Genomic DNA, 22636 nt, shown 5'->3' with positions numbered 1-22636 from the left:
CGGGCTGTGCCAGACTTAGAGGGATGCCATTAGGAAAACAGAGATCAGACGGGTAGTTATAAAAAATGCTAAAGATGGGTTACTCTTCGGCCTCAGGTAATTCGTAATGATAATGATGAGGTTCTTTGGCGACTTTTTTATCTTGGATATTCTCCTGTCGGAGTCTTTCAGCAAGGAACTCTATAAATACACTAAGCTTCGGGGATAAATACCGTGTTGGAGGATAAAGAACCCATAATTCACCAGTATAATTAGCCTTAAAATTCCAGTCAGACAGTACCTGAACCAGTCGCCCCTGCTGTAAAGCATGTCTGGCAGTAAAATAAGGTAAACTACTAATACCGATGTGTTTCAGTGCTGCATCAAGCCTTACACCGGTATGATTAGCTGCGTAACGCCCCTGAATATTGACAGTGACAGTTTTGCTACCCTGACTGAACTTCCAGCGTGAATCTCCCGGTTCTTCACCAAGATAGATACAGCTATGGGTTTTCAGATCATGGGGGTGTTGTGGTATCCCGTGTTCTGCAAGGTATTCCGGTGTGGCGCATAACATATGCCAAATCTTCAGTAATCGTCGCCCCATCAGGCCCAGAGGGGGCTGATCCGTGATCCGTATGGCGAGATCAACTTCATCATCTATTAAATCAACATACCTGTCATCAAGCCGCAAACTGACATCGACTTTAGGGTAACGGGTAAGAAAAGCCGGTATATGAGGATGAACGACAAAACGCCCTACAGCTTTAGGCACACTTACCCGGACTATACCTAGCGGTTCACCGCTAAAGTTTCCTGATACAGACATGACGGCCTGAGCTGAATTCATGATGTCCAGACAATGTTCATAAACCTGTTTCCCACTCTCGCTTAAACGAAGTTTACGTGTTGTTCTTTGTAGCAGGCGGGTTCCGAGCGCTTTTTCTAGTCTGGCTACAGAACGGCTAATAGCAGAAGGCGTAGCTGCTAACTGACGGGCAGTTTCAGAGAAACTACCTGTTTCAACCACTTTGGCGAAAATAGCCATTTCCCGCATCAGGGTTATCGTGTTATTTGTGCTCATAGGTCAAAAGTTATTTGGTTTTTGGATGGATTATCGCTACTGAGTTTATTTAATACAATCAGGATATTCTGCTTATATAAAGAGTATTAAATATGCTTTCTAACTATCTACATGAATTTTTGGGGCTTGCGCTGATCCATTTTCTGGCTGTTGTTGCGCCGGGGCCGGATTTTGCCGTGACTATCAGACAAAGCATACGCTTTGGCCGTTGGGTGGGTATTTTTACTGCTATTGGTATTGGTGTGGGTATATCAGTCCACGTGATTTATACACTGATTGGGGTTGGTGCATTAATCCACTCAACGCCTTGGCTGATGACAGTCGCCAAAATAATTGGTGGTGTATATATATGCTATTTGGGTATTCAATTTATCAGAAGTAAACCGGAAAAGGCTGATTTTGCCTTTTCCTATGAAGCGCCAGCGCAGCAACAAACCCTTCGAAGGGCTTTCTTTATCGGGTTTATGACAAATGCGACCAACCCTAAAGCAACGCTATTTTTTCTGGCTGTTTTTACAACCGTGGTAAGCACTACGACGCCGTTATCTGTTCAGATTTTTTATGGTGTATGGATGTGTATGGTGAATGCAGCATGGTTTATTTTGGTTAGCTGGCTTTTTTCTAATTCGGTGATCAGGTTGAAATTTATTCAGATGGGATACTGGTTTGAACGTGTAATTGGCTTAATTCTGATTGGATTTGCAATTCGTCTAGTATTTATTTCTGCATAAAAAATATGAATATAGAGTTAATCCAAACCGTAAGTTATTTAATATTACGCCAGAATAAAAGTTTGAAATTTTTGATAAATAGAAATGATGTGATAAAGCAAGTCGTTATAAGTTATTTTTTTGGTTATTCGGTTTGATTTAACTATTATTTCATTGTGATGTTCTATTTTGGTTTATATTTTTTGACAGTTAATGTGAATACTTTTATTGAAATCATAATAAAAACAAGGAAAGGAAACCAAATTGTTTTTTATAAAAATAAGGTGGATCATAATATGTTTAGATCAAAATCTTTTAACGTTCCTCATCCTATGGGTTTAGGTTCTCTAACCCGCACTAAATCCTTTTCAGAGTTATGGCTAACATCAATTGATATCAGATGTTTTATCACCGTTAGAGAAGTTAAAGCCTCAGATGCACTACATGCAACGAGAATGATAAAAAATAAAACAATGCTTCCTGATTGGAAAGTTGACGATTCTTCTGGCCCGATTAGTTCAGAGCAACAAAGTTGGAATGCAAGATATGGTGAGTCACTCGATATATTTGTGGGGATTGAGGAAAATATAGCGGGTTACATTGCTGACTCAAAAAATATTAGTAAATTAGGTATGGTATTTTTTGTTGCTTATTTTAAGGGAGTTCCTGTAGGTGTTATGCAGTTATCAATGAAGCATAAGTTACCTCATATTTATTTGTTGGCAACACACTGTGGTATCCGAGGCTGTGGCCCTTTTCTGGTTGAATATGCAGTCAATAAATCACAGCAGTCAGGCAAAAAAGGAAAACTAAAACTCCAGCCATTTGAGAAAGCAAAGCCAGCGTATATGAAGATGGGATTTATTGACAAAGGTAGAAACCTAGAGTTAGACCCTGCTAAAAGACCGGATAAATGGATATGGGATGGGCATTCTAAGCGTTATACATATAACTTTATTTAAATTACCATTAACGCATTATAAAAACTGTAGCCCCGGCTTTTTGCAAGAAAAATTATTCATGATTAATCAATTAAATTTTCTAACAAAAAGCCGGGTGAAAAATACTTTAATTAACTTCTTTTATATCAACCCGCAATTCTTTCGGGACTTCAAAGACAATATTTTCTTCACGTCCATGCAGTTCATTAACTGTTTTTGCTCCCAGAGTTTTCAAACGCTCAATGACCTGCTGCACCAGAATATCCGGGGCAGAGGCGCCGGCAGTGACGCCAATAGCGCTGATATTATCAACCCATTCCTCTTTAATATCTTCGGCAGAATCAATTAAATAAGCGGGTTTTCCCATACGTTGTGCCAGTTCAGCCAAACGGTTGGAGTTTGATGAATTTTTGGAGCCTACCACCAGAACAACATCGGCATCGGTTGCCAGATCACGCACCGCTTCCTGACGGTTAGTTGTGGCATAACAGATATCGTCCTTACGTGGGCCAATAATATTCGGGAATCGGGTATTAAGTGCATCAATAACGTCAGAGGTATCATCTACAGAAAGCGTAGTCTGTGTCATGAAACACAGGTTATTTTCATCCTTAACCTGCAATTTCCACACATCTTCCGGTGATTCCACCAGATACATACCGCCTTCAGGGTTGTTATACTGCCCCATTGTGCCTTCTACTTCCGGGTGGCCGGCATGCCCGATCAGAATGGCTTCTTTGCCTTTACGACTCGCCCGGGCAACTTCCATATGTACTTTTGTCACCAGAGGACAGGTGGCATCAAACAACATGGTCAGATTACGGGAGCGGGCTTCTGTACGGATAGCCTGCGAAACGCCATGTGCGGAGAAAATCAGAATTGCACCATCAGGTACATCTGAAATTTCCTCAATAAAAATAGCGCCCCGAGCTCTGAGATTGTCAACCACATAACGGTTGTGAACGACTTCATGACGAACATAAATCGGAGCGCCATAGAGTTCTAATGCACGCTCAACAATGCTGATGGCACGATCAACACCAGCACAAAAACCACGAGGGTTAGCCAGCAATATTTGCATGGTTTTCCTCCAACTGAGGGTCTATTTCCAACACTTCAATTTCGAAAGTGATGTTTTGATCAGCCAGCGGATGGTTAAAGTCAACAGTGATGGAACCTTCCGCGACTTCTTTGATAAATCCCGGCATTTCACTGCCGTTCATCGCCGTAAATAGCATGATAGTGCCAGCTTCAGGAATACCTGAATCCGCAAAATCACGAGGCGTGAAGTATTGTACTAAATCAGGATTATGTTTGCCGAAAACAGTTTCGCCTGCCAGTGTAAATTGATGTTTATCGCCAGTTTTCAGGCCAAGAAGCTGTTGTTCCAGTGGCTCAGAGAGGCTGCCATCACCTAAACGGAATAATGCGGGTTTACCTTGACTGTGAGTCGAGTCTGCTGTTGAGCCATCATCCAGCTTTAGGGTGAAATGTAATAAAACAGCACTGTGCGCCTGCACCTGCATTGACATATCGCTCAAACCTTTTAATAAAAAACGATTGCAGTTATACCCGTCGTCTTTTCAAGTTGCCTTTTCGCTGTTGGCTGCTTTACTCACTTGCCACTGTGATGCAACCTGAAATCCACTGGGTATTGATGGAATGACCAGCCCCGGTTTTATTACCGAGGCTGGTTTCTTATTGTTTTTTTAGTGACTATTTTTCGATGACTGTTCTTTCGATGAGGCTTTTTTATCACCCGGGCTGGTAAAACTCTCAATGATGATGAGTGCTGCCCCGATGCAAATTGCAGAGTCTGCAATATTAAAGGTAGGCCAGTGCCATTCTCCGACATAAAAATCGATGAAATCGACAACAAAGCCGTGTACCAGCCTATCGAACAGATTTCCCAGTGCCCCACCAATCACCAAAGCATAAGCAATGTTGCTCAGTTTCTGCTTGGCACTGGAACGATACATCATAACCAGCAATGTGATACAGATGGCAATTGCAATCAATGCAAAGAACCAACGCTGCCAGCCGCCTTTATCAGCCAGAAAACTAAAGGCTGCCCCAAAGTTCTGTGCATAAGCCAGATTAAAATAGGGTATAAGTGGTATAGATTCATACAGGCTGAAGTTCTGCAATATTAATTGCTTACTGCCCAGATCCAATATCAATACCACAACAACTAACCAAAGCCAGCGGAGGCCAGTGGAACAAATGGGTTTCTTCATCAGGCAAATTTACGCTCTTCACCGTTACCGGCAACGTTAGTCACACAGCGGCCACAAAGTTCTGCGTGTTCCGCCACCAATCCCAAGTCTTTAGCATAGTGCCAACAACGTGGGCATTTTTCACCATCTGCTTTACGGAAGGCAATTTTAAGACCCTGAAGTTCGCTCTGTTGTGCATCATCACTGGCAGTGGTGTACGCAGCAACTTCTGCCTGTGAAGTTAACAGCACAAAACGTAACTCATCTGACAGTTTGTTGAGTGTTCTGGCCAGTGCTTCATCAGCATACAGTGTTACTGAAGCTTCCAGTGAACTGCGGATGTGTTTATCAGCACGAGCCTGTTCCAGTACTTTGTTCACTTCACTACGAATTTCGAGCAGCTCAGCCCAGAAAGTATCGTTCATATCTTCACTATCTGCCAGACCGAACAGGCCATCGTACCACTCTTCGGTCAGAACAAACTGTGCACGTTTACCCGGCAGTTCATTCCAGATTTCATCAGCAGTGAAGGAAAGGATCGGAGCCATCCAGCGAACCAATGCTTCTGCGATATGATACAGAGCGCTCTGGCAGCTACGACGTGCAACACTGTCGCTTTTTGCGGTGTATTGACGATCTTTGATGATATCCAGATAGAATGAACCCATTTCTACAGAGCAGAACTGCATCAGACGCTGAACAACAGCATGGAAATCGTATTCATCGTAGTGTTTGAGGATATCAGCCTGTGCCGCCTGCGCACGACCTACCGCCCAGCGATCCAGAGTCACCATGTCTTCTGCTTTCACCATATGCTGCTCAGGATCGAAACCGTTCAGATTTGCCAGCAGGAAGCGCGCAGTATTACGGATACGGCGGTAAGCATCAGCAGAACGCTTCAGGATTTCATCAGAAACTGCGATTTCGCCGGAGTAATCGGTTGAAGCTACCCACAGACGCAGAATATCTGCACCCAGCTTGTTCATCACATCCTGTGGGCTAACGGTGTTACCGATGGACTTGGACATCTTACGTCCGTGTTCATCCACGGTGAAACCGTGAGTCAGAACCTGACGGTAAGGTGCTTTGCCTTTAATAGCGGTAGAAATCATCAGCGAGGACATGAACCAGCCACGGTGCTGATCTGAGCCTTCCAGATAAATATCAGCGGAATGGCCATTGAATTCAGGACGGGCATCGACAACGGAAGAACAGGTACTTCCTGAGTCAAACCAAACATCCAGTGTATCCTGAGCTTTCATGTAATCTGCCGCTTCATCACCCAGCAGCTCTGACATGTCCAGATCCCACCATGCCTGAATGCCATCCACTTCAACACGTTTAGCAACTTCTTCGATCAGCTCTGGTGTACGAGGATGCAGTTCCTGTGTTTCTTTATGCAGGAACAGAGACATTGGTACACCCCATGTACGCTGACGGGATATACACCAATCCGGGCGGTTTTCGACCATGGATTCGATGCGTGCCTGTCCCCAGCCCGGGATCCACTCAACACCTTTGATTTCTTTCAGTGATTGTTCACGCAGGCCTTTCTGATCCATGCTGATAAACCATTGTGGCGTTGCACGGAAGATGATTGGCTTTTTGTGACGCCAGCAGCAAGGGTAGCTGTGCTGGATTTTTGCCAGGCTAAGTAATGCGCCTTTTTCTTGCAGCAGCTCAACGATGATATCGTTCGCCTTGAATACAAACTGACCATCCAGTGATGGGTAAGTTCCGGAGATGTAGCAGCCATTAGGGCCGACCGGGTTCGCGATTTCAAGACCATATTTCAGGCTGATAGTATAGTCATCCGGGCCATGACCACCGGCAGTATGTACGGCACCTGTACCCGCATCAAGTGTGACGTGATCACCCAGAATTGCAGGAGATTCAAAGCCCATGAATGGATGGTTGAAACGCATCAATTCTAAATCAGCGCCTGTGCAATCGGTCATCACTTCCCATGAAGTGATACCTGCACGCTGCATAACGGATTCGACTAATTCTGCTGCCAGAATCAGACATTCATCGTTAACTTTAACCAATTGATAGGTGATTTCTGCACCCAGTGCAATTGCACGGTTAGCAGGCAGTGTCCACGGTGTGGTTGTCCAGATGACCAGAGAAACCGGCAGATTCTGTGGTTGTACGCCAAATTTGGTATAGACGGCATCTGCATCAACGGCAGTGAAACGGACATCAATGGAAGGGGAAGTTTTATCGTAGTATTCAACTTCAGCTTCAGCAAGGGAAGAACCACAGTCAGTGCACCAGTGAACAGGTTTAACACCTTTCAGCAAATGACCGTTGCCAATGATACGACCCAGAGCACGAATGATGTCTGCTTCAGTTTTGAAGTCCATGGTCAGGTAAGGTTTATCCCAGTCACCCAGAACACCCAGACGTTTGAAACCCGCTTTTTGTGTTTCGACCTGAGTCATTGCATATTTGCGGCACTCAGCCCTGAATTCTGCGGCGGAAAATTTTTCCCCCGGCTTACCAATAATCTGCTCAACCTTGAGCTCAATGGGTAAACCGTGGCAGTCCCAACCCGGAATATAAGGCGAATCGTAGCCAGATAATCCTTTGGACTTAACAACAATATCTTTGAGAATTTTATTAACTGAGTGACCAATATGAATATCGCCGTTTGCATATGGAGGACCATCATGCAAAATAAAGCTCTTCTTGCCGGATTTTGCTTTCCTGATGGCCTGATACAAACCTTCTTTGTACCAACGTTTCAACATATCTGGTTCGCGCTTGGCTAAATCCCCGCGCATAGGAAACCCTGTTTCCGGTAAATTTAGGGTGTCTTTGTAGTCACTCATTATAGATTCTCAGTTCCAATTTTCCGCTATACCCCTCAAGTGGGGTTCAAGTAGATGATTAGGATCGCTGCAAAAAGTATTCTCTCGCAGAGACCACATCATTTGCGATTTGCTGTTTAAGTGCATCAAGCGAAGCAAATCGCTGTTCATCACGCAATTTTTTGCGCAATACCACATCAATATGACGCCCGTACAGATCCATTTGGGTATCAATCAGGTGTACTTCAAGTTGCTGGCCCTGACCAGAAACGGTAGGGCGATTTCCGATATTGGCAACACCCGGCAAAGGAGTATCACCTAAACCGTAAACTTCAACAGCATAAACGCCCTTCACGGGAGCAACCAGCCGCTTCAGAGGTAAGTTTGCCGTGGGAAAGCCAATAGTCCTTCCCAGACGATTACCGTGAACGACCCGGCCACTTATGCTGTAAGGATGCCCCAGTAATGTTTCAGCCAATGTTAGATCATCATGTTGCAATGATTGCCGAATGGCGGTACTGCTGATCCGCAGACCACTGTCACAAAAGCTGTCTGTACTGGCAACATCAAAGCCGTATTGTTTACCTGCCTGCTGTAGATAGTGAAAATCGCCAAGACGGTTTTTACCGAAACGGAAATCATCACCAACCGCCAGAAACTTAACACCCAGTTTTTCCACGAGCAACCGGGAAACAAATGCTTCCGGTGAATTGGCAGCAAAATTTCTGTCGAATTTCACACATAACAAGTAATCAACACCATACTGGGATAAATATTTTATTTTATCCCGTAGCCGTGTCAGGCGGGCTGGTGCTTTATCAGCGACAAATACTTCCAGAGGCTGCGGTTCGAAAATCATCACCATTGTCGGTAACCCGAGACGCAGCCCTTCTTGCTTCAAATGTTTCAATAAAGCCTGATGCCCGCGATGGACACCATCAAAATTACCAATCGTCAGCACGCAACCATGGTGACGCGCCCGGATATTGTGTATACCGCGAATTAGCTCCATAGCTGGCTCAATACCGTGAAAATTGCCGGATTATACCTTGTACAGCGCACAAGGTTAACCCACGATCACAAAGGGTTTTAATTAATAACCTGATTCATACAATAAAAACAGGTTAGATGCCCGAAAAATATTTAATTTATCGCATTTCTCAGTGATTCATTGAGTTTTTTATTGTGAAAGGCTGTATTCCCTTTCAGTAAGCTGATAAAATCCTGCCCCATCACAACGTAACCAGCGTCGCCGTACAACGACGCTTATTTGCACAAATCCATTGACAAAAGAAGGCTGAACAGGCATATTCCTCGGCCTTTGAATTGTCCTCGATAGAATATATTTGGGAGTTGGACCTTGGCTAATATCAAATCAGCTAAGAAACGCGCCGTACAGTCTGAGAAACGCCGTCAGCATAACGCAAGCCGTCGTTCTATGGTGCGTACTTTTATCAAGAAAGTATACGCGGCAATCGCTGCTGGCGATAAAGAAGCTGCACAGAACGCATTCAATGACATGCAACCAATTGTTGATCGTCACGCCTGTAAAGGTCTGATCCACAAAAACAAAGCAGCACGTCATAAATCTGCTCTGGCAGCGCAAATTAAAGCAATGTAATTCGTTGTTTTAATTATGCTGAAAAAACCGGCTTTTGCCGGTTTTTTTGTATATACCCGATGATGTTGGCTCGTATTATTTCTCTAATCTGTTTTTTAACGGAACATTGAATAAATCAGAGAAATCTTTGTTACATACGCGCTGAACAGCCGGATGTTGGATCATTCTTTCAGCAAAGATGACATAATACTCTTCCTGTACTGATTCCAGTCTGCCTATCTCAATAATATCGCTGTCAGCAAAAGTATCATTGGCATAGAAAGATGGAGCGATAAAAATAGCATTATGGTACATACCAAACGCTTTCATTAATGCTGCATCGTCAAACTCTCCCAATACCTCAACCTCAAGGTTCTTATTGCGTATCCATGTCAGCAGTTTTCTGCCCAGCATTGAACGACGGCCGGGGATCAGTAAACGACGTTCTTCCAGACATTCAGGGAAAGGTTTTTCCGGGATCGGTTCGCGGCAGTAAAAACTGATGCTGCACTCTCCCAGCTTGACGGAAAACAGGCCTTCCTGTTGAGTGGAATCAACCGGGCAATCAGATAAAATCATGTCCAGTTTATGTTGACTGAGCTGTTCAAGCAGCATTTCATGGGTTGATTCAAAGCAACGCAGATGGATTTTCTCATGTTCCACTACCGCGGTTTCTAATACCTTACTGACCAGACGTTTGGACAGGGCATCTGCGACCCCGACATCAAACAGCAGGTTTGATTCTCTGCTGTAGGTGACGATGTCCAGCATTTCCTGGCTGAGCATAAACATCTTATCAGCATAGCGGAAAATGAGTTGTCCCAGCTCTGACGGAACTAATCCTCTTCCCTGACGCTTAAACAGTTTTCCACCCATGCGTTCTTCCAGCGCCTTAATCTGGCCGGTAATAGTCTGTGGTGTCAGGTATAGAGCTTCAGCAGCCCCGACAACAGAACCTTCTTTACAAACATGCCAAAAGTAGTAAAGGTGGTTAAAGTTTAAATGTGAAACCCGCATATATTTATCCTTGTGTATACCTCATATCTGTACAACAGCCGTGACCTTACGTTTCAGGCTGCCAGATTATGATGCTCTCCTATTTTCTTCTAATATGAATATCCACGGTACAGCAGGTGAGACGTTATACCGTGAATATTAAGAGGATGAATTAATTTGGAATTGTCTCGATTATGCGCCTAAATTAGTCTATTCGACGGCATTTGGCTATATTTTTTTCTTCGCTAAAACCTTCTTTGGCAGGAGTTTATTGAGCAAACCATAGCCAATAAAAGCAGCGGTGGTCGAGCCAATCAATATCCCTAAACGTGAGTAGGTACTGAAGTCTTCACTAAGACCTTCAAATGCCAGACCGGAAATAAAAATAGACATTGTAAAGCCGATTCCACACAGGACAGAGACTGCAAAGATTTGCTGCATTCCAATTCCTGCCGGTAATTTGGCAATACCCAACTTCACTGAGAGCCAGCTAATCAGGAAAATGCCTAACGGTTTTCCGATAAACAGGCCAAGAGCAACACCGACAGGTAACATGCCGCTTAAACCTTCCAGAGAGACTCCTTGTAGTGAAATCCCGGCATTGGCAAAAGCAAAGAGTGGCAGGATTAAATACGCTACCCACGGATGTAAACCATGCTCAAGTGCTTCGGAAGGTGAGTGACCATTTTTACAGCGCAGAGGGATCAGAAAACCGACAATCACTCCCGCTAACGTGGCATGAACACCTGATTTAAGGATACAAACCCACAGAATTACTCCAACCACCAAATAAGCGGATGTTTTGGCAACACCACGCCAGTTCATCCATACAAGCAGCCCTATCATTGTCGCAGCCAGCCCCAGAGCAACCATTGAAACGCTTTTGGTGTAGAACAGGGCAATAATAATAATGACCCCTAAATCATCAATAATTGCCAGTGCCAGCAAAAATACTTTTAGCGCTGTAGGTACGCGATTCCCTAAGAGAGCCATCACACCAAGAGCAAATGCAATATCGGTGGCGGCGGGAATAGCCCAACCCTGACGGGTGATTTCATCATTGCCGTTAAAGAGTAGATAAATTAATGCTGGGGCAAGCATACCTCCGAGGGCTGCAATGGCAGGAAAAATGGCTTTATCACGGCTGGCTAAAGAACCTTCCATGAGTTCTCGCTTAACTTCCAGACCAACAATCAGGAAGAAAACGGCCATCAATCCATCATTTATCCATAGTAATAATGGTTTATTGATTTCCAGTGCAGCAAACTGAACCGCAACGGGCAAGTTAAGAAACTGATGATAGATAGTCTGCAATGGCGTATTTGCCATCATCAGCGCAATAATGGCAGCAATAATGAGGAGTATCCCTCCCGCTGCTTCTAATTTTAAGAATTGACGAATAATTGCAGTCATAAATTAATAACCTATAAGATGAATTAGGTTGTCGATACTATTGTTGTAGAGACAATAGTTACCTGAATATTGGGTATAAATATTATTTTTATAAATAATGTGGCTATAAATATCGTGATTATGGCTAATGAAGTTATAAATACTACATTAACTTTGATTTCGGAAAAAGTAGGTTATTTATGCGATATGATTCGATATATTCGATTTAATGTGTTTTTAACATTGTGTTTTCCGAGGGTTACTCGAGAGAAATTAAGTTTGACTAACTTAGGGATTTATGGAGGATGATTTATTAACTTAATAAAAACTAATCAATAACAATAAAAAGACAAAGGTAAATACGATTATGGAAACACTAGTATTATTTGCCGTGCTTGGAGCTGCCTTATTACATGCCAGCTGGAATGCAGTGATAAAAGTGAGTGCTGATCGATTTTTGGGAATTGCACTTATCGCGTTTTTTTCCGGGTTAATCTCAACTTTGGGGTTATTCTGGGTTGGATTACCGACAATTAGCTCTCTGCCGTGGTTAATATTATCTTGTGTACTACAAATTGGTTATTGCCTGTTTTTAAGCCGCTCTTATCAAATGGGAGACTTAAACCAGATCTATCCCATAGCCAGAGGATGTGCGCCGCTTATTACCGCTTTGCTGAGTTGGATTATTTTACAGGAAACGTTACCACCTTTAGCGATGCTGGGTGTTGGTTTAATTATTGTTGGTGTCATTTTTATTGCATTTCCTTATGGGAAGAAATCTCTCCGACTGGATCGCAGGGCATTGATTGCAGCGATTACAACTTCTGTTTTTACTGCCTGTTACACGTTGGTTGATGGTGTAGGGGCCCGAGTCAGTGATAATGCCCTGACTTATATTCTGTGGCTGTTTGCTGTCTATGGTTGGGTAATGGGTGGGATGATGTATTTCAAATACAGAAATACTGTCAGACAAAGTATTCGTCAGTATTGGAAACCGGGGCTTCTTGGTGGATTCATGCAGCTAGTCAGCTATGGTATTGCCATTTGGGCAATGAGCCATGTTCCAATTGTACTGGTCGCTGCATTACGCGAAACCAGCATATTATTTGCAATGCTATTATCGGTTTTCATCTTACGGGAACCGTTTAGCAAAATGCGATTGCTGGCTTGTGTTGTGATTGTCAGTGGGGTTGTCGGAATGAAATTAGGGTAGGGGGATGACTCTAATTTGTCGGAGACATTTATCGTCTTCTAAGCTATTTTTTGCTGGCTAAGAACATTCCCAGTCACACAATTGTCTTATCTATGTGACTGGGGAACTAAAACCAACTTTTGGCTGAGTAAATTCGTTTCTGATAAATAAACTAAATTACTTAGTCAAATCATCAAAAAACTTTTTCACGCCATCAAGGAAGCTTTTGGAGCGTGGGCTATTGGTTTCCCCGCTTTTTCCACCAAAAGATTCTCCCAGTTGACGCATCAGCTCTTTCTGTTCTTCGTTCAGTTTAACCGGAGTTTCCACGACAACACGGCACAGTAAATCGCCCTGTGCACCGCCACGAACGGATTTAACGCCTTTGCCTTTCATGCGGAACAATTTGCCGGTCTGAGTTTCCGCCGGGATTTTCAGGCTGACGCGACCATCAAGAGTCGGTACTTCAATTTCGCCACCCAGTGCTGCAGTTGCAAAGTTGATTGGCACTTCACAATAAAGGTTGCTGCCATCACGTTCGAAGATGTGGTGCGCTTTAACCTGAACCTGAACGTACAAATCACCTGCCGGAGCGCCGTGTTCGCCAGCTTCACCCTCACCACTTAAACGAATGCGGTCACCGGTATCGACACCTGCCGGGATTTTAACAGACAGTGTTTTGTATTTTTCAACGCGACCGTGACCGTGACATTTGTTACATGGTTCTTTGATGATTTTTCCACGGCCATGACATTGAGGACATGGCTGCTGAACAGTAAAGAAGCCCTGACGCATATGTACCTGACCAGCACCCTGACAGGTAGAACAGGTTTCAGGACTAGTGCCTGCTTTTGCACCACTGCCATGACAACTTTCACAGGATTCCAGAGTTGGGATGCGGATCTCTTTGGTCACACCACGGACAGCTTCTTCCAGTGTTAAGTCCATGCTGTAGCGCAGGTCAGAACCACGGCTTGGACGCTGTTGACGACGGCCACCACCGAAAATATCTCCGAAAACGTCACCAAAGATATCGCTAAAATCAGCGCCACCACCGAAGCCGCCAGCACCTCCGCCCATACCACCCTGTTCAAAGGCGGCATGACCATATTGGTCATAAGCTGCGCGCTTCTGAGAGTCTGTCAGGATCTCATACGCTTCTTTAATTTCTTTAAATTTGGCTTCAGCTTCTTTATCACCCTGATTACGGTCAGGATGGAATTTCATTGCCAGTCGCTTATAGGCTTTCTTGATCTCTTTTTCATCAGCGGTCTTGGAGACACCCAAAACCTCGTAGTAGTCTTTTTTTGCCATCGTATTGTTTACCCCTAACACGCACAAACGGGCGTAGAGTGTTACCTCAACGCCCGTGCTAGTTAACAAGTAACAGGCGTCCTGTTACTTTGCCCGCTAAGGGCTATTATTTTTTGTCTTTAACTTCTTCGAATTCAGCGTCTACAGCGTCGTCATCTTTCTTCGCGGCATTGCCTGCTTCTGCATCAGCTGCGCCTGCCTGAGCCTGCTGCTGTGCGATTTCCAGAAGTTTCTTAGATGCTTCAACCAGAGCCTGAATTTTCGCTTCGATTTCAGCTTTATCTTCACCTTTCGCCGCAGTTTCCAGCTCAGCAACAGCTTTCTCGATAGCGGTTTTTTCGTCAGCAGTCAGTTTGTCGCCAGCTTCTTCAACTTGCTTACGAGTGCCGTGAACCAGTTGGTCTGCCTGATTGCGAGTCTGAACCAGCTCTTCGAACTTACGGTCAGCTTCTGCGTTAGCTTCTGCATCACGTACCATTTGCTGGATTTCTTCTTCATTCAGACCAGAAGATGCTTTAATGGTGATGTTCTGCTCACGACCAGAGTTTTTGTCTTTCGCAGAAACGTGCAGGATACCATCGGCATCGATGTCGAAAGTCACTTCGATCTGAGGCATACCACGAGGTGCTGGCTGAATGCCGTCCAGGTTGAACTGACCCAGAGATTTGTTATCGCTGGAACGCTTACGCTCACCCTGCAATACGTGGATAGTTACCGCAGATTGGTTGTCTTCTGCTGTAGAGAATACTTGGCTGTGCTTAGTTGGGATAGTGGTGTTCTTCGTAATCAGAGAAGTCATCACGCCACCCATGGTTTCGATACCCAGAGACAGTGGAGTTACGTCCAGCAGCAGAACGTCTTTCACGTCACCTGCCAGTACACCGCCCTGAACTGCCGCACCCATTGCAACTGCTTCATCAGGGTTAACGTCTTTACGTGGTTCTTTACCGAAGAAGTCGGCAACAGCTTTCTGAACCATTGGCATACGAGTCTGACCACCAACCAGAATGACATCCTGAATGTCAGATACAGACAGACCAGCGTCATTCAGTGCAACTTTCAGTGGTTCGATAGAACGTTTCACCAGATCTTCAACCAGAGATTCCAGTTTTGCACGGGTTACTTTAACGTTCATATGCTTAGGACCGGTTGCATCTGCAGTGATGTATGGCAGATTCACGTCAGTCTGCTGAGCGGAAGACAGCTCGATTTTCGCTTTTTCTGCTGCTTCTTTCAGGCGCTGCATAGCCAGTGGGTCGTTACGCAGATCGATACCTTGTTCTTTCTTAAACTCATCAACCAGATAGTTGATCATACGGCTGTCGAAGTCTTCACCACCCAAGTGAGTATCACCGTTGGTTGCCAGAACTTCATACGTTTTTTCGCCGTCAACTTCGTCGATTTCGATGATAGAGATATCGAAAGTACCGCCACCCAAGTCGTAAACTGCGATAGTACGGTTACCAACTTCTTTATCCAGACCATAAGCCAGAGCTGCCGCAGTTGGTTCGTTAATGATACGCTTAACTTCCAGACCTGCGATACGGCCCGCATCTTTAGTTGCCTGACGCTGTGCATCGTTGAAATAAGCAGGAACAGTGATAACTGCTTCTGTTACTGGCTCACCCAGATAGTCTTCTGCGGTTTTCTTCATTTTTTTCAGGACTTCAGCAGAAACCTGAGGTGGTGCCATTTTCTGGCCTTTTACTTCCAGCCATGCGTCACCATTGTCTGCGTTGGTGATTTTGTATGGCATGATAGCAACGTCACGCTGTACTTCTTCGTCCTGAAAACGACGGCCAATCAAACGCTTGATGGCAAACAGGGTGTTTTGCGGGTTAGTAACAGCCTGACGTTTAGCTGGTTGACCAACCAGAGTTTCACCATCCTGAGTATATGCGATGATTGAAGGGGTTGTACGATCACCTTCGCTGTTTTCAAGCACACGTGCTGTTGTGCCGTCCATAATTGCTACACAAGAGTTGGTAGTTCCCAAGTCGATACCAATGATTTTACCCATCTAAACGCCTCCACAAAGAATTCATATATTCGGTCAAGTTACTACGCTATATGAGGATGAATGTTTTCTTTTCAATGGCACTGTCTGCCAGAAATTCCTCATTGTATGTTTTCAGCCGTTACTGAAGTGTCAGTAGTAACTGTAGTTGAGACTTAGATGGGGTCATTCAGCTCAGCATCAAGGGGGAGATTGAAAAAAAATTGAGATTTAATAAAAAAATTTTTCTGAGGGCATTGTGTAGTTGATGCCATCACATTATGATCCGCCGCCTTTTATGGTTTTCTGGCATAGAAAAGTGCTATGAGAATCTTTTTTAATACTTTGTTTTATTTGAATTTATAGGGAAAATATGAGTTCTAATCAGTTGGCGAACCCAGGCCCATTGGGTTTGATGGGTTTTGGCATGACAACCATTTTATTGAATCTGCATAATGCGGGTTTTTTCCCATTAACGTCTGTTATTTTAAGTATGGGAATTTTTTATGGTGGTTTGGCTCAGGTGCTGGCAGGCATCATTGAGTACAAAAAAGGAAATACATTCGGTGCAACTGCATTTACTTCTTACGGAATGTTCTGGCTGAGTCTGATTGGTGTGCTGTTCCTGCCAAAAATGGGTCTGGCAGAAGCAACCAGCTCTGAGTTCCTAGGCGTTTATCTTGCACTGTGGGGTATTTTCACGCTGTTTATGTTCTTTGGCACTCTGAAAGCTAACCGCACTTTGCAGTTCATTTTCGGTAGCCTGACTGTACTGTTCGCTCTGCTGGCGATTGGTAACATCACTGGTAACGCCAGCCTTCTGACTTTTGCTGGTTTTGAAGGTGTTATTTGTGGGGCAAGTGCTTTCTATCTGGCAATGGCTGAAGTTCTGAATGAACAATATGGCCGTACCATTTTGCCAATTGGTGAGAAAAAACACGCCTGATATCAGATGTAATTAGCTGTCCGGCAAAAATGAACAGGATGAGTCGTTTTACTCATCCTGTTTTTTCTTTATAACCGAATAAAAGCTATGGTAAATACCAGATTTTATAATTACTTCTATTTTAATTTCTATATCTATATTGAATTCTATTTAATTAATTACAGAGCCATTATATCCCATATTGGAAAGGTATTAGTTAATAAAAAACTTTAGTGTTAATTTTTACATGTGCTACTGATTTATATTAAAAACCCCATGAATAGACTCAAGTAACAGTAGGGTTATTAATTTTTATTAAGTTGCAAACAATAAAAATGTTTATTGGAGAACAATTAAAAATAAAATTAAGACTTTATTGTTTTGGTGTGAAGACATATCCCATAAAGCATGGAATCATCAGGGTGGTAAATATTGAGAAAGGATGATTGTCACTGCTTTTAATAAGTTAAACGAGGAATTTAATTTTTATCCAAGCCCTAATTCTAACCTCATATAATATTTTGATCTAGCTTATACTTTTCAATTTGAAAATTTTTTGATGAATTTTTCATGTGCTATCTTCATCTGCGTGGATTAACAATTAAATATGACGAGCGAATAGTTAATGAATATAAATATACAAGAAAATAATATTAGTATACTCGCTGGCAATTCACGTGTTTATCTTGACCAAGAGGATAAAATAGTTGTCGAAGCACAACTAAAAGCCTTTGAAGCAGCGCTTGTATTAGCAAAAAAAATCCAAGATAAATGTGGTCAATTACCAAGAATATCTATAGCTTTCGATCACCGTGGAATATTTCGTCTACAATTTTTGGCAGATAATCTATCTAATTCTCAAAAAAGAAACCCTCGTTTGAGCCAACTCCACACCTCAATTGTAAACGTTTTTTTACCCATAGCTGAAAAGCATCAAATATCACTTAGTGAAATACGAGTTATTCATGAGGATTCCGCTAGGCAGCACTTAGTTCACATTCTTGCCTCTGAGGAAATTCCCGAAATACTCAAGCAACGTATGGTTGCCAAAAGCACATCAGATTCCAAACCATCAATGTCTGATGTTTCTTATGAAGAGCCAACTCAAAAACTCACCTGCGCAGCTATTACAAAAGAATATTTTGAAAAAGCAGCAGGTAATAATACAGATACACTTTTGGAAGTATTTTTTGAAGATTGTGTGTGGTCCAGAGCGCTAGCATATGCTCGCGGACTCCAACTTAGCCATATGTTAGGTGTTTCCAGTGCTATTCGTCTTAACCTCGTTAGCGAAACGGGTGATGTGAGTCAGGGTGATATAACAATTGCCTAATTATTTTAAATAATATAATTCCATCTTCACATTACAAAGTGGAACATTATGCAAACTCTATCCAAATTAATATATCTAGATAATAATGCTACAACTGCATTAGATCCTGAAGTGCTTCAATCTATGATGCCTTATCTTACTCATGAGTATGGCAATGCATCTAGTATCAGCCATGCTTTTGGCTGGAAAGCCAGAGAGGCCGTTGAGCATGCTAGGAAATTAATTTCATCATCAATCAATGCAGTAAGCCCATCGGATATTATATTTACATCTGGCTCAACCGAGTCGATTAATCTTGCCATCACAACTCTTCAGCATAAAAATAAAAAAGGGCATGTCATCACATCAATGATTGAGCACAAGGCTGTTCTTGATTGTTGCGCTAAACTTGAATCAATGGGAATAGACGTTACCTATGTGCAACCACAAAGTGACGGTGTTGTATCCCCTGATTCAATACATCGCGCATTGAGAGATGATACTTATCTAGTTTCTATTATGTCGGCAAATAATGAAATTGGTTCATTGCAAAAAATTGAGGAAATAGGCGCTCTTTGTAAAGAGCAGGATATAATTTTTCATACCGATGCTACACAGGCGCTTGGCAAAATAGAGTTTGATGTACAACGTCTGAATATTAGTCTAGCCTCATTTTCTGCACATAAAATATATGGTCCCAAAGGTATTGGAGCACTTTATATCAACTCGCGTGATAAAAATATTGCTTTATCTCCCCTCATTGTTGGTGGCGGACATGAACGGGGTCTGCGCTCTGGTACTCTTAATGTCCCAGGGATAGTGGGATTTGGTCGTGCAGTTGAGTTGTCTGTTAAAAACTTACCAGACGAATCACAGAGATTAGGTCATCTGAGAAATATATTGCGACAATATCTTATTGAAAATGTGGAAGGTATTCGGATAAACGGCCATCTAACCGCATGCCTGCCGGGGTTACTTAATGTATCGTTTGAAGGAATAGATGCAGATTCACTGTTGCTTGAGCTTTCTGATATTGCACTGTCCTCAGGGTCTGCATGCACGTCTGCAAACAGAGCTTCATCACATGTGCTAAAGGCTATAGGTGTTAGTAATGAGCAAGCTCAAGCCAGTGTACGTTTCGGTTTGGGAAGATTTAACAATGAAGAAGAAATAGACTATGTTTGCCATAAGTTGAAAGAAGCAATAAATAAACTGAGGTCTATGGTTCCAAGAGCATTCAGTTCTTAGTGATATAGGATTTGATTTATGCGAACGACATCAGCACTTTTTCTCCTCTTCGGCACGACTTTTACTGCGGGTGGATATGGAGCGACTTTCTTAATTTCTGAATTTTTTCGGTCACAAGGAGGGAGTGATATTGACGCAGGAATGACACTGAGTGTGGCTTTAATCGGCACTTTGATTGGTGTTCCTTTAGTTGGATGGTTTGCCGGGAGGCTGGAAGCATCGCGTTTCGCAGCCTTAGCTGCTTTATCAGTGTCATGTGGTTATTTTTTTCTCAGCGGTTCCGCGGGTGATCTGAGCTACATGCCACGTATAGGCGCGTTTCTGATTGGCCTTGGTTGGGGCATGTTCTATATCAGCGGACCAATGGCGTTGTCTGAACGTATTTCTGATGCAGATAGAGGATACTGGTTTACACGTTTCAGTGCTTTCCAGATGGCAGGAATTTGTGGCAGCCCAATTTTACTCTACCTCGTTGTTGAACAACTAAAAATACCTATTCTAATAGCGTTTCTTCTTGTTGGTGTTGTTGCTATTTTTGCATCGCTATTTTTAATGGTATTTGGGTTTAGAGAACCTCAGGCTCAACGGGAATTGTCATTAAGGCCCTGGATAAAGAATATATCGAAGATTGCGGTTACTAGTGCAATCCGTCCGATTATTATGGTAGGACTGGGGGGCTGCGTGTTTTCTGGCATGATGTCGTTCCAGAGTTCAATTGTGGAAGGAACAGATTCAAGAGCCAGCACATTTTTTGCTGTTCATGTAGTGACTGTGGTTATATCACGGCTTCTGCTGGCTCGCTATTTATCAACTGTACCTCGTATTCCACTTGTTATCACACTTATGTCATTTTTAGTTCTGGGCATTTTATCTTTGTTTGGTGTACCTGTTCATTCAACCTTTCAGATTGTAGCCGCTATTTTAACGGGTCTGGGGTATGGATTGGTCTATCCTGTTATCCAAACTTGGGCGATAAATGAATCTGCTCTTGAGAATCGCCATGCAGCGCTTACTTGGTTCGTTGTCTCCTACTTTGTAGGGATATTCGGTTTTCCAATAATAGGTGGTTGGATATTAGTTGAAGCAGGCAAATCCTTATTTATCACTACGCTCGCTGTGATAGCGACTCTAGAGCTTGTTATAGCATTACCGAGGCGACAATTGGGTGGAGTTGTTCTAGAGAAATAAAAAGGTTCTGTCGGATTAAAGAAGTGAGTAACAGTGAAAATGCATTGATCTATTTTTATACTAAACTCTTTAGCCTATCTCACCAATCATAACCACCCATATAGCGGGTGGTTATGATTATCTCTTGCTTTATATTGTCTGATTACCTGATATTGTTTTTTTACTCAGATAAAGCCCTAATAACACTCCTATCGCAGACAGCATCAGCATATAGTATGCGGGAGCTAATTGCGTATACTGCATTAACAGAGTGATGATAATTGGTGTTAGTCCGCCAAAAATGGCATAGGCCAGATTGTATGAAAAAGAAATACCGCTGAAGCGGACTTCCGGTGGATAACTGTGAACCATAATAAAAGGTACAGCACCGATAACCCCCACAGAGAACCCTACGATTGCATAAGCACTGTATAGTCTGATGGGATCATGACTGATATTGTGGTAGAAGAACCAAGCGGCTGTGCCCAGTAATAAGCTGCCTGCTAATAAAACCTTGCTAGCCCCCCATTTATCGCAGAAATGCCCGACTAATACGCAGCTAATAAAAAGTGACACAATTGCCAGACTGTTGGCTTTCAGCGTCATGGGTTGTTCGAGATGAAAAACTGTCTGCATATAGGTAGGAGTCATCAGAATGACGACGACAATACCCGCAGAAAGAAGCCAGGTCAGCAACATGGAAACAGTAATGGCTCGTTTATGATTCTGAATGACGGATTTCAGGGGGAGACCATCTGATAATGCCTTACGTGCCTGCATTTCCTTAAATATCGGCGTTTCATGTAGCCAGCGACGCAGGTACATGGCACAGAGGCCAAAGAGACCACCAAGGAAGAAAGGCAAACGCCATGCCCAGTCTAAAACTTCCTGTTTACTGTAAACCGAAGTAATTGCAGTTGCGACCAGAGAGCCAAGTAAAATACCGAGAGTCAATCCCGCAGTCAGTATTCCGCAGGCAAAACCGATATGTTTACGGGGAACATGCTCTGCCACGAATACCCATGCACCGGGAACTTCACCACCGATTGCCGCTCCTTGCATAATTCGCATCACTAACAGAAGTAGTGGGGCGATAATGCCAATTGTAGCGTAGGTCGGTAACATGCCGATAATTAATGTAGGTAAAGCCATGAGCAGGATACTGAGAGAAAACATTTTTTTGCGCCCGACCAGATCACCAAAATGTGCCATGATGATCCCGCCTAAAGGCCGTGCCAGATAACCGGCGGCAAAAATACCAAAAGTCTGGAGTTGTCGGAGCCATTCAGGAATGTCAGCAGGGAAAAACAGTTCCCCCAGTACGACAGCAAAAAAAACAAAGATAATAAAGTCATAAAACTCTAATGCTCCGCCTAAAGCTGCCAGAGAAAGAGTTTTATAATCCTGTTTGTTTAGAGAACGATTGTGATGTTGTGACATAAGGTACCGATTTATAGTTATAAAATATTTTTCATATGAGTTTATATACTTTATGGATCTCAATATGTAGTTAAGAAAACTATATATTGAAAAACAACAGGTATACTGATGATTCTATCAGACTCTAATAAAGCTAAAAACAGATCTAATTTAATATTAAAAGGTATTTAATCTGTGATTTTTGTAAGGTGGGGTAACATTATAATATTATAGATGTTAATCTTCGGTTTTTAGACAAAAGACACGTCATTAGGCAAAATTAAATTTTACCTTATAGATTGCGTGTTCTGTTTTTTCTTTTTATTTCAATT

19 protein-coding genes are annotated in these 22636 nt (G+C 42.9%); 8 read left to right on the top strand and 11 right to left on the bottom strand.

The genetic code is table 11. The annotated features are described in order from the left end of the window. Positions 1-79: 79 nt before the first annotated feature. Positions 80-1063, bottom strand: coding sequence for a LysR family transcriptional regulator (locus tag AACS92_RS15105; protein ID WP_099108822.1), 984 nt, complete (start codon positions 1061-1063; stop codon positions 80-82). A 92-nt stretch (positions 1064-1155) separates the two neighbouring features. On the opposite strand from AACS92_RS15105, the gene AACS92_RS15100 reads away from it, so the two are divergent. Beyond that, on the top strand, positions 1156-1794 hold the full coding sequence (locus tag AACS92_RS15100; protein ID WP_099108821.1) for a LysE family translocator: 639 nt from the start codon (positions 1156-1158) through the stop codon (positions 1792-1794). Positions 1795-1976: 182 nt separating this feature from the next. Further along, positions 1977-2735 (top strand): GNAT family N-acetyltransferase, encoded by a 759-nt coding sequence (locus AACS92_RS15095; RefSeq protein ID WP_206602236.1) that lies wholly within the window; start codon positions 1977-1979, stop codon positions 2733-2735. A 106-nt stretch (positions 2736-2841) separates the two neighbouring features. On the opposite strand, the gene ispH is transcribed toward AACS92_RS15095, so the two are convergent. The 5 genes from ispH to ribF form a co-directional block, all read right to left on the bottom strand. Beyond that, complete coding sequence (ispH, locus tag AACS92_RS15090) at positions 2842-3795, bottom strand: 4-hydroxy-3-methylbut-2-enyl diphosphate reductase (RefSeq protein WP_099108819.1); 954 nt, start codon at positions 3793-3795, stop codon at positions 2842-2844. Beyond that, the gene (gene fkpB, locus AACS92_RS15085; protein ID WP_099108818.1) at positions 3776-4246 is read right to left on the bottom strand and encodes an FKBP-type peptidyl-prolyl cis-trans isomerase; all 471 of its coding nucleotides are present in this window, start codon (positions 4244-4246) and stop codon (positions 3776-3778) included. Before fkpB ends, ispH begins: the two co-directional genes overlap by 20 nt. A gap of 177 nt (positions 4247-4423) precedes the next feature. Continuing rightward, complete coding sequence (lspA, locus tag AACS92_RS15080; RefSeq protein ID WP_099108817.1) at positions 4424-4951, bottom strand: signal peptidase II; 528 nt, start codon at positions 4949-4951, stop codon at positions 4424-4426. Next, entirely contained in the window at positions 4951-7764 is a 2814-nt protein-coding gene (gene ileS, locus AACS92_RS15075; protein ID WP_099108816.1) for an isoleucine--tRNA ligase, read from the bottom strand. Before ileS ends, lspA begins: the two co-directional genes overlap by 1 nt. Positions 7765-7822: 58 nt before the next feature. Further along, positions 7823-8755: a bifunctional riboflavin kinase/FAD synthetase gene (gene ribF / locus AACS92_RS15070; protein ID WP_099108815.1), complete on the bottom strand. Its 933-nt coding sequence runs from the start codon at positions 8753-8755 to the stop codon at positions 7823-7825. A 348-nt stretch (positions 8756-9103) separates the two neighbouring features. Between ribF and rpsT the strand changes: the two genes are divergently transcribed. Continuing rightward, entirely contained in the window at positions 9104-9364 is a 261-nt protein-coding gene (gene rpsT, locus AACS92_RS15065) for a 30S ribosomal protein S20 (protein WP_092513125.1), read from the top strand. 75 nt (positions 9365-9439) lie between these two features. Here rpsT and nhaR read toward each other — a convergent pair whose 3' ends face one another. Together nhaR and nhaA are read right to left on the bottom strand one after the other, a co-directional pair. Continuing rightward, positions 9440-10360 (bottom strand): transcriptional activator NhaR, encoded by a 921-nt coding sequence (gene nhaR, locus AACS92_RS15060; RefSeq protein WP_099108814.1) that lies wholly within the window; start codon positions 10358-10360, stop codon positions 9440-9442. A 207-nt stretch (positions 10361-10567) separates the two neighbouring features. Then, the gene (gene nhaA, locus AACS92_RS15055; protein WP_099108813.1) at positions 10568-11752 is read right to left on the bottom strand and encodes a Na+/H+ antiporter NhaA; all 1185 of its coding nucleotides are present in this window, start codon (positions 11750-11752) and stop codon (positions 10568-10570) included. 346 nt (positions 11753-12098) lie between these two features. On the opposite strand from nhaA, the gene AACS92_RS15050 reads away from it, so the two are divergent. Further along, positions 12099-12944 carry a DMT family transporter gene (locus AACS92_RS15050; protein WP_099108812.1) on the top strand — a complete coding sequence of 282 codons (846 nt, stop codon included), beginning with the start codon at positions 12099-12101 and terminating at the stop codon, positions 12942-12944. A 156-nt stretch (positions 12945-13100) separates the two neighbouring features. On the opposite strand, the gene dnaJ is transcribed toward AACS92_RS15050, so the two are convergent. Continuing rightward, a complete protein-coding gene (gene dnaJ / locus AACS92_RS15045; protein WP_099108811.1) occupies positions 13101-14237 on the bottom strand; it encodes a molecular chaperone DnaJ in 1137 nt (378 codons plus the stop codon). 106 nt (positions 14238-14343) lie between these two features. Beyond that, positions 14344-16257: a molecular chaperone DnaK gene (gene dnaK, locus AACS92_RS15040; protein WP_099108810.1), complete on the bottom strand. Its 1914-nt coding sequence runs from the start codon at positions 16255-16257 to the stop codon at positions 14344-14346. Between the two features lie 349 nt (positions 16258-16606). Here dnaK and satP point away from each other — a divergent pair, with 349 nt between their 5' ends. The 4 genes from satP (at position 16607) to AACS92_RS15020 (ending at position 20906) form a co-directional block, all read left to right on the top strand. Then, a complete protein-coding gene (gene satP / locus AACS92_RS15035) occupies positions 16607-17179 on the top strand; it encodes an acetate uptake transporter (protein WP_099108809.1) in 573 nt (190 codons plus the stop codon). 610 nt (positions 17180-17789) lie between these two features. Further along, on the top strand, positions 17790-18491 hold the full coding sequence (locus AACS92_RS15030) for a hypothetical protein (RefSeq protein ID WP_169926597.1): 702 nt from the start codon (positions 17790-17792) through the stop codon (positions 18489-18491). Between the two features lie 48 nt (positions 18492-18539). Continuing rightward, the gene (locus AACS92_RS15025) at positions 18540-19718 is read left to right on the top strand and encodes a cysteine desulfurase family protein (protein WP_099108807.1); all 1179 of its coding nucleotides are present in this window, start codon (positions 18540-18542) and stop codon (positions 19716-19718) included. 18 nt (positions 19719-19736) lie between these two features. Beyond that, complete coding sequence (locus AACS92_RS15020) at positions 19737-20906, top strand: MFS transporter (protein WP_099108806.1); 1170 nt, start codon at positions 19737-19739, stop codon at positions 20904-20906. 129 nt (positions 20907-21035) lie between these two features. Here AACS92_RS15020 and AACS92_RS15015 read toward each other — a convergent pair whose 3' ends face one another. Next, complete coding sequence (locus tag AACS92_RS15015; protein ID WP_099108805.1) at positions 21036-22325, bottom strand: MFS transporter; 1290 nt, start codon at positions 22323-22325, stop codon at positions 21036-21038. Positions 22326-22636: the final 311 nt, after the last annotated feature.

This window comes from Xenorhabdus sp. KJ12.1, assembly GCF_963876495.1.
In the GTDB taxonomy this organism is placed as follows: domain Bacteria; phylum Pseudomonadota; class Gammaproteobacteria; order Enterobacterales; family Enterobacteriaceae; genus Xenorhabdus; species Xenorhabdus stockiae.
The sequence above is the reverse complement of the archived record's forward strand: the minus strand, read 5'-3'. Positions and strand labels throughout refer to the sequence as shown.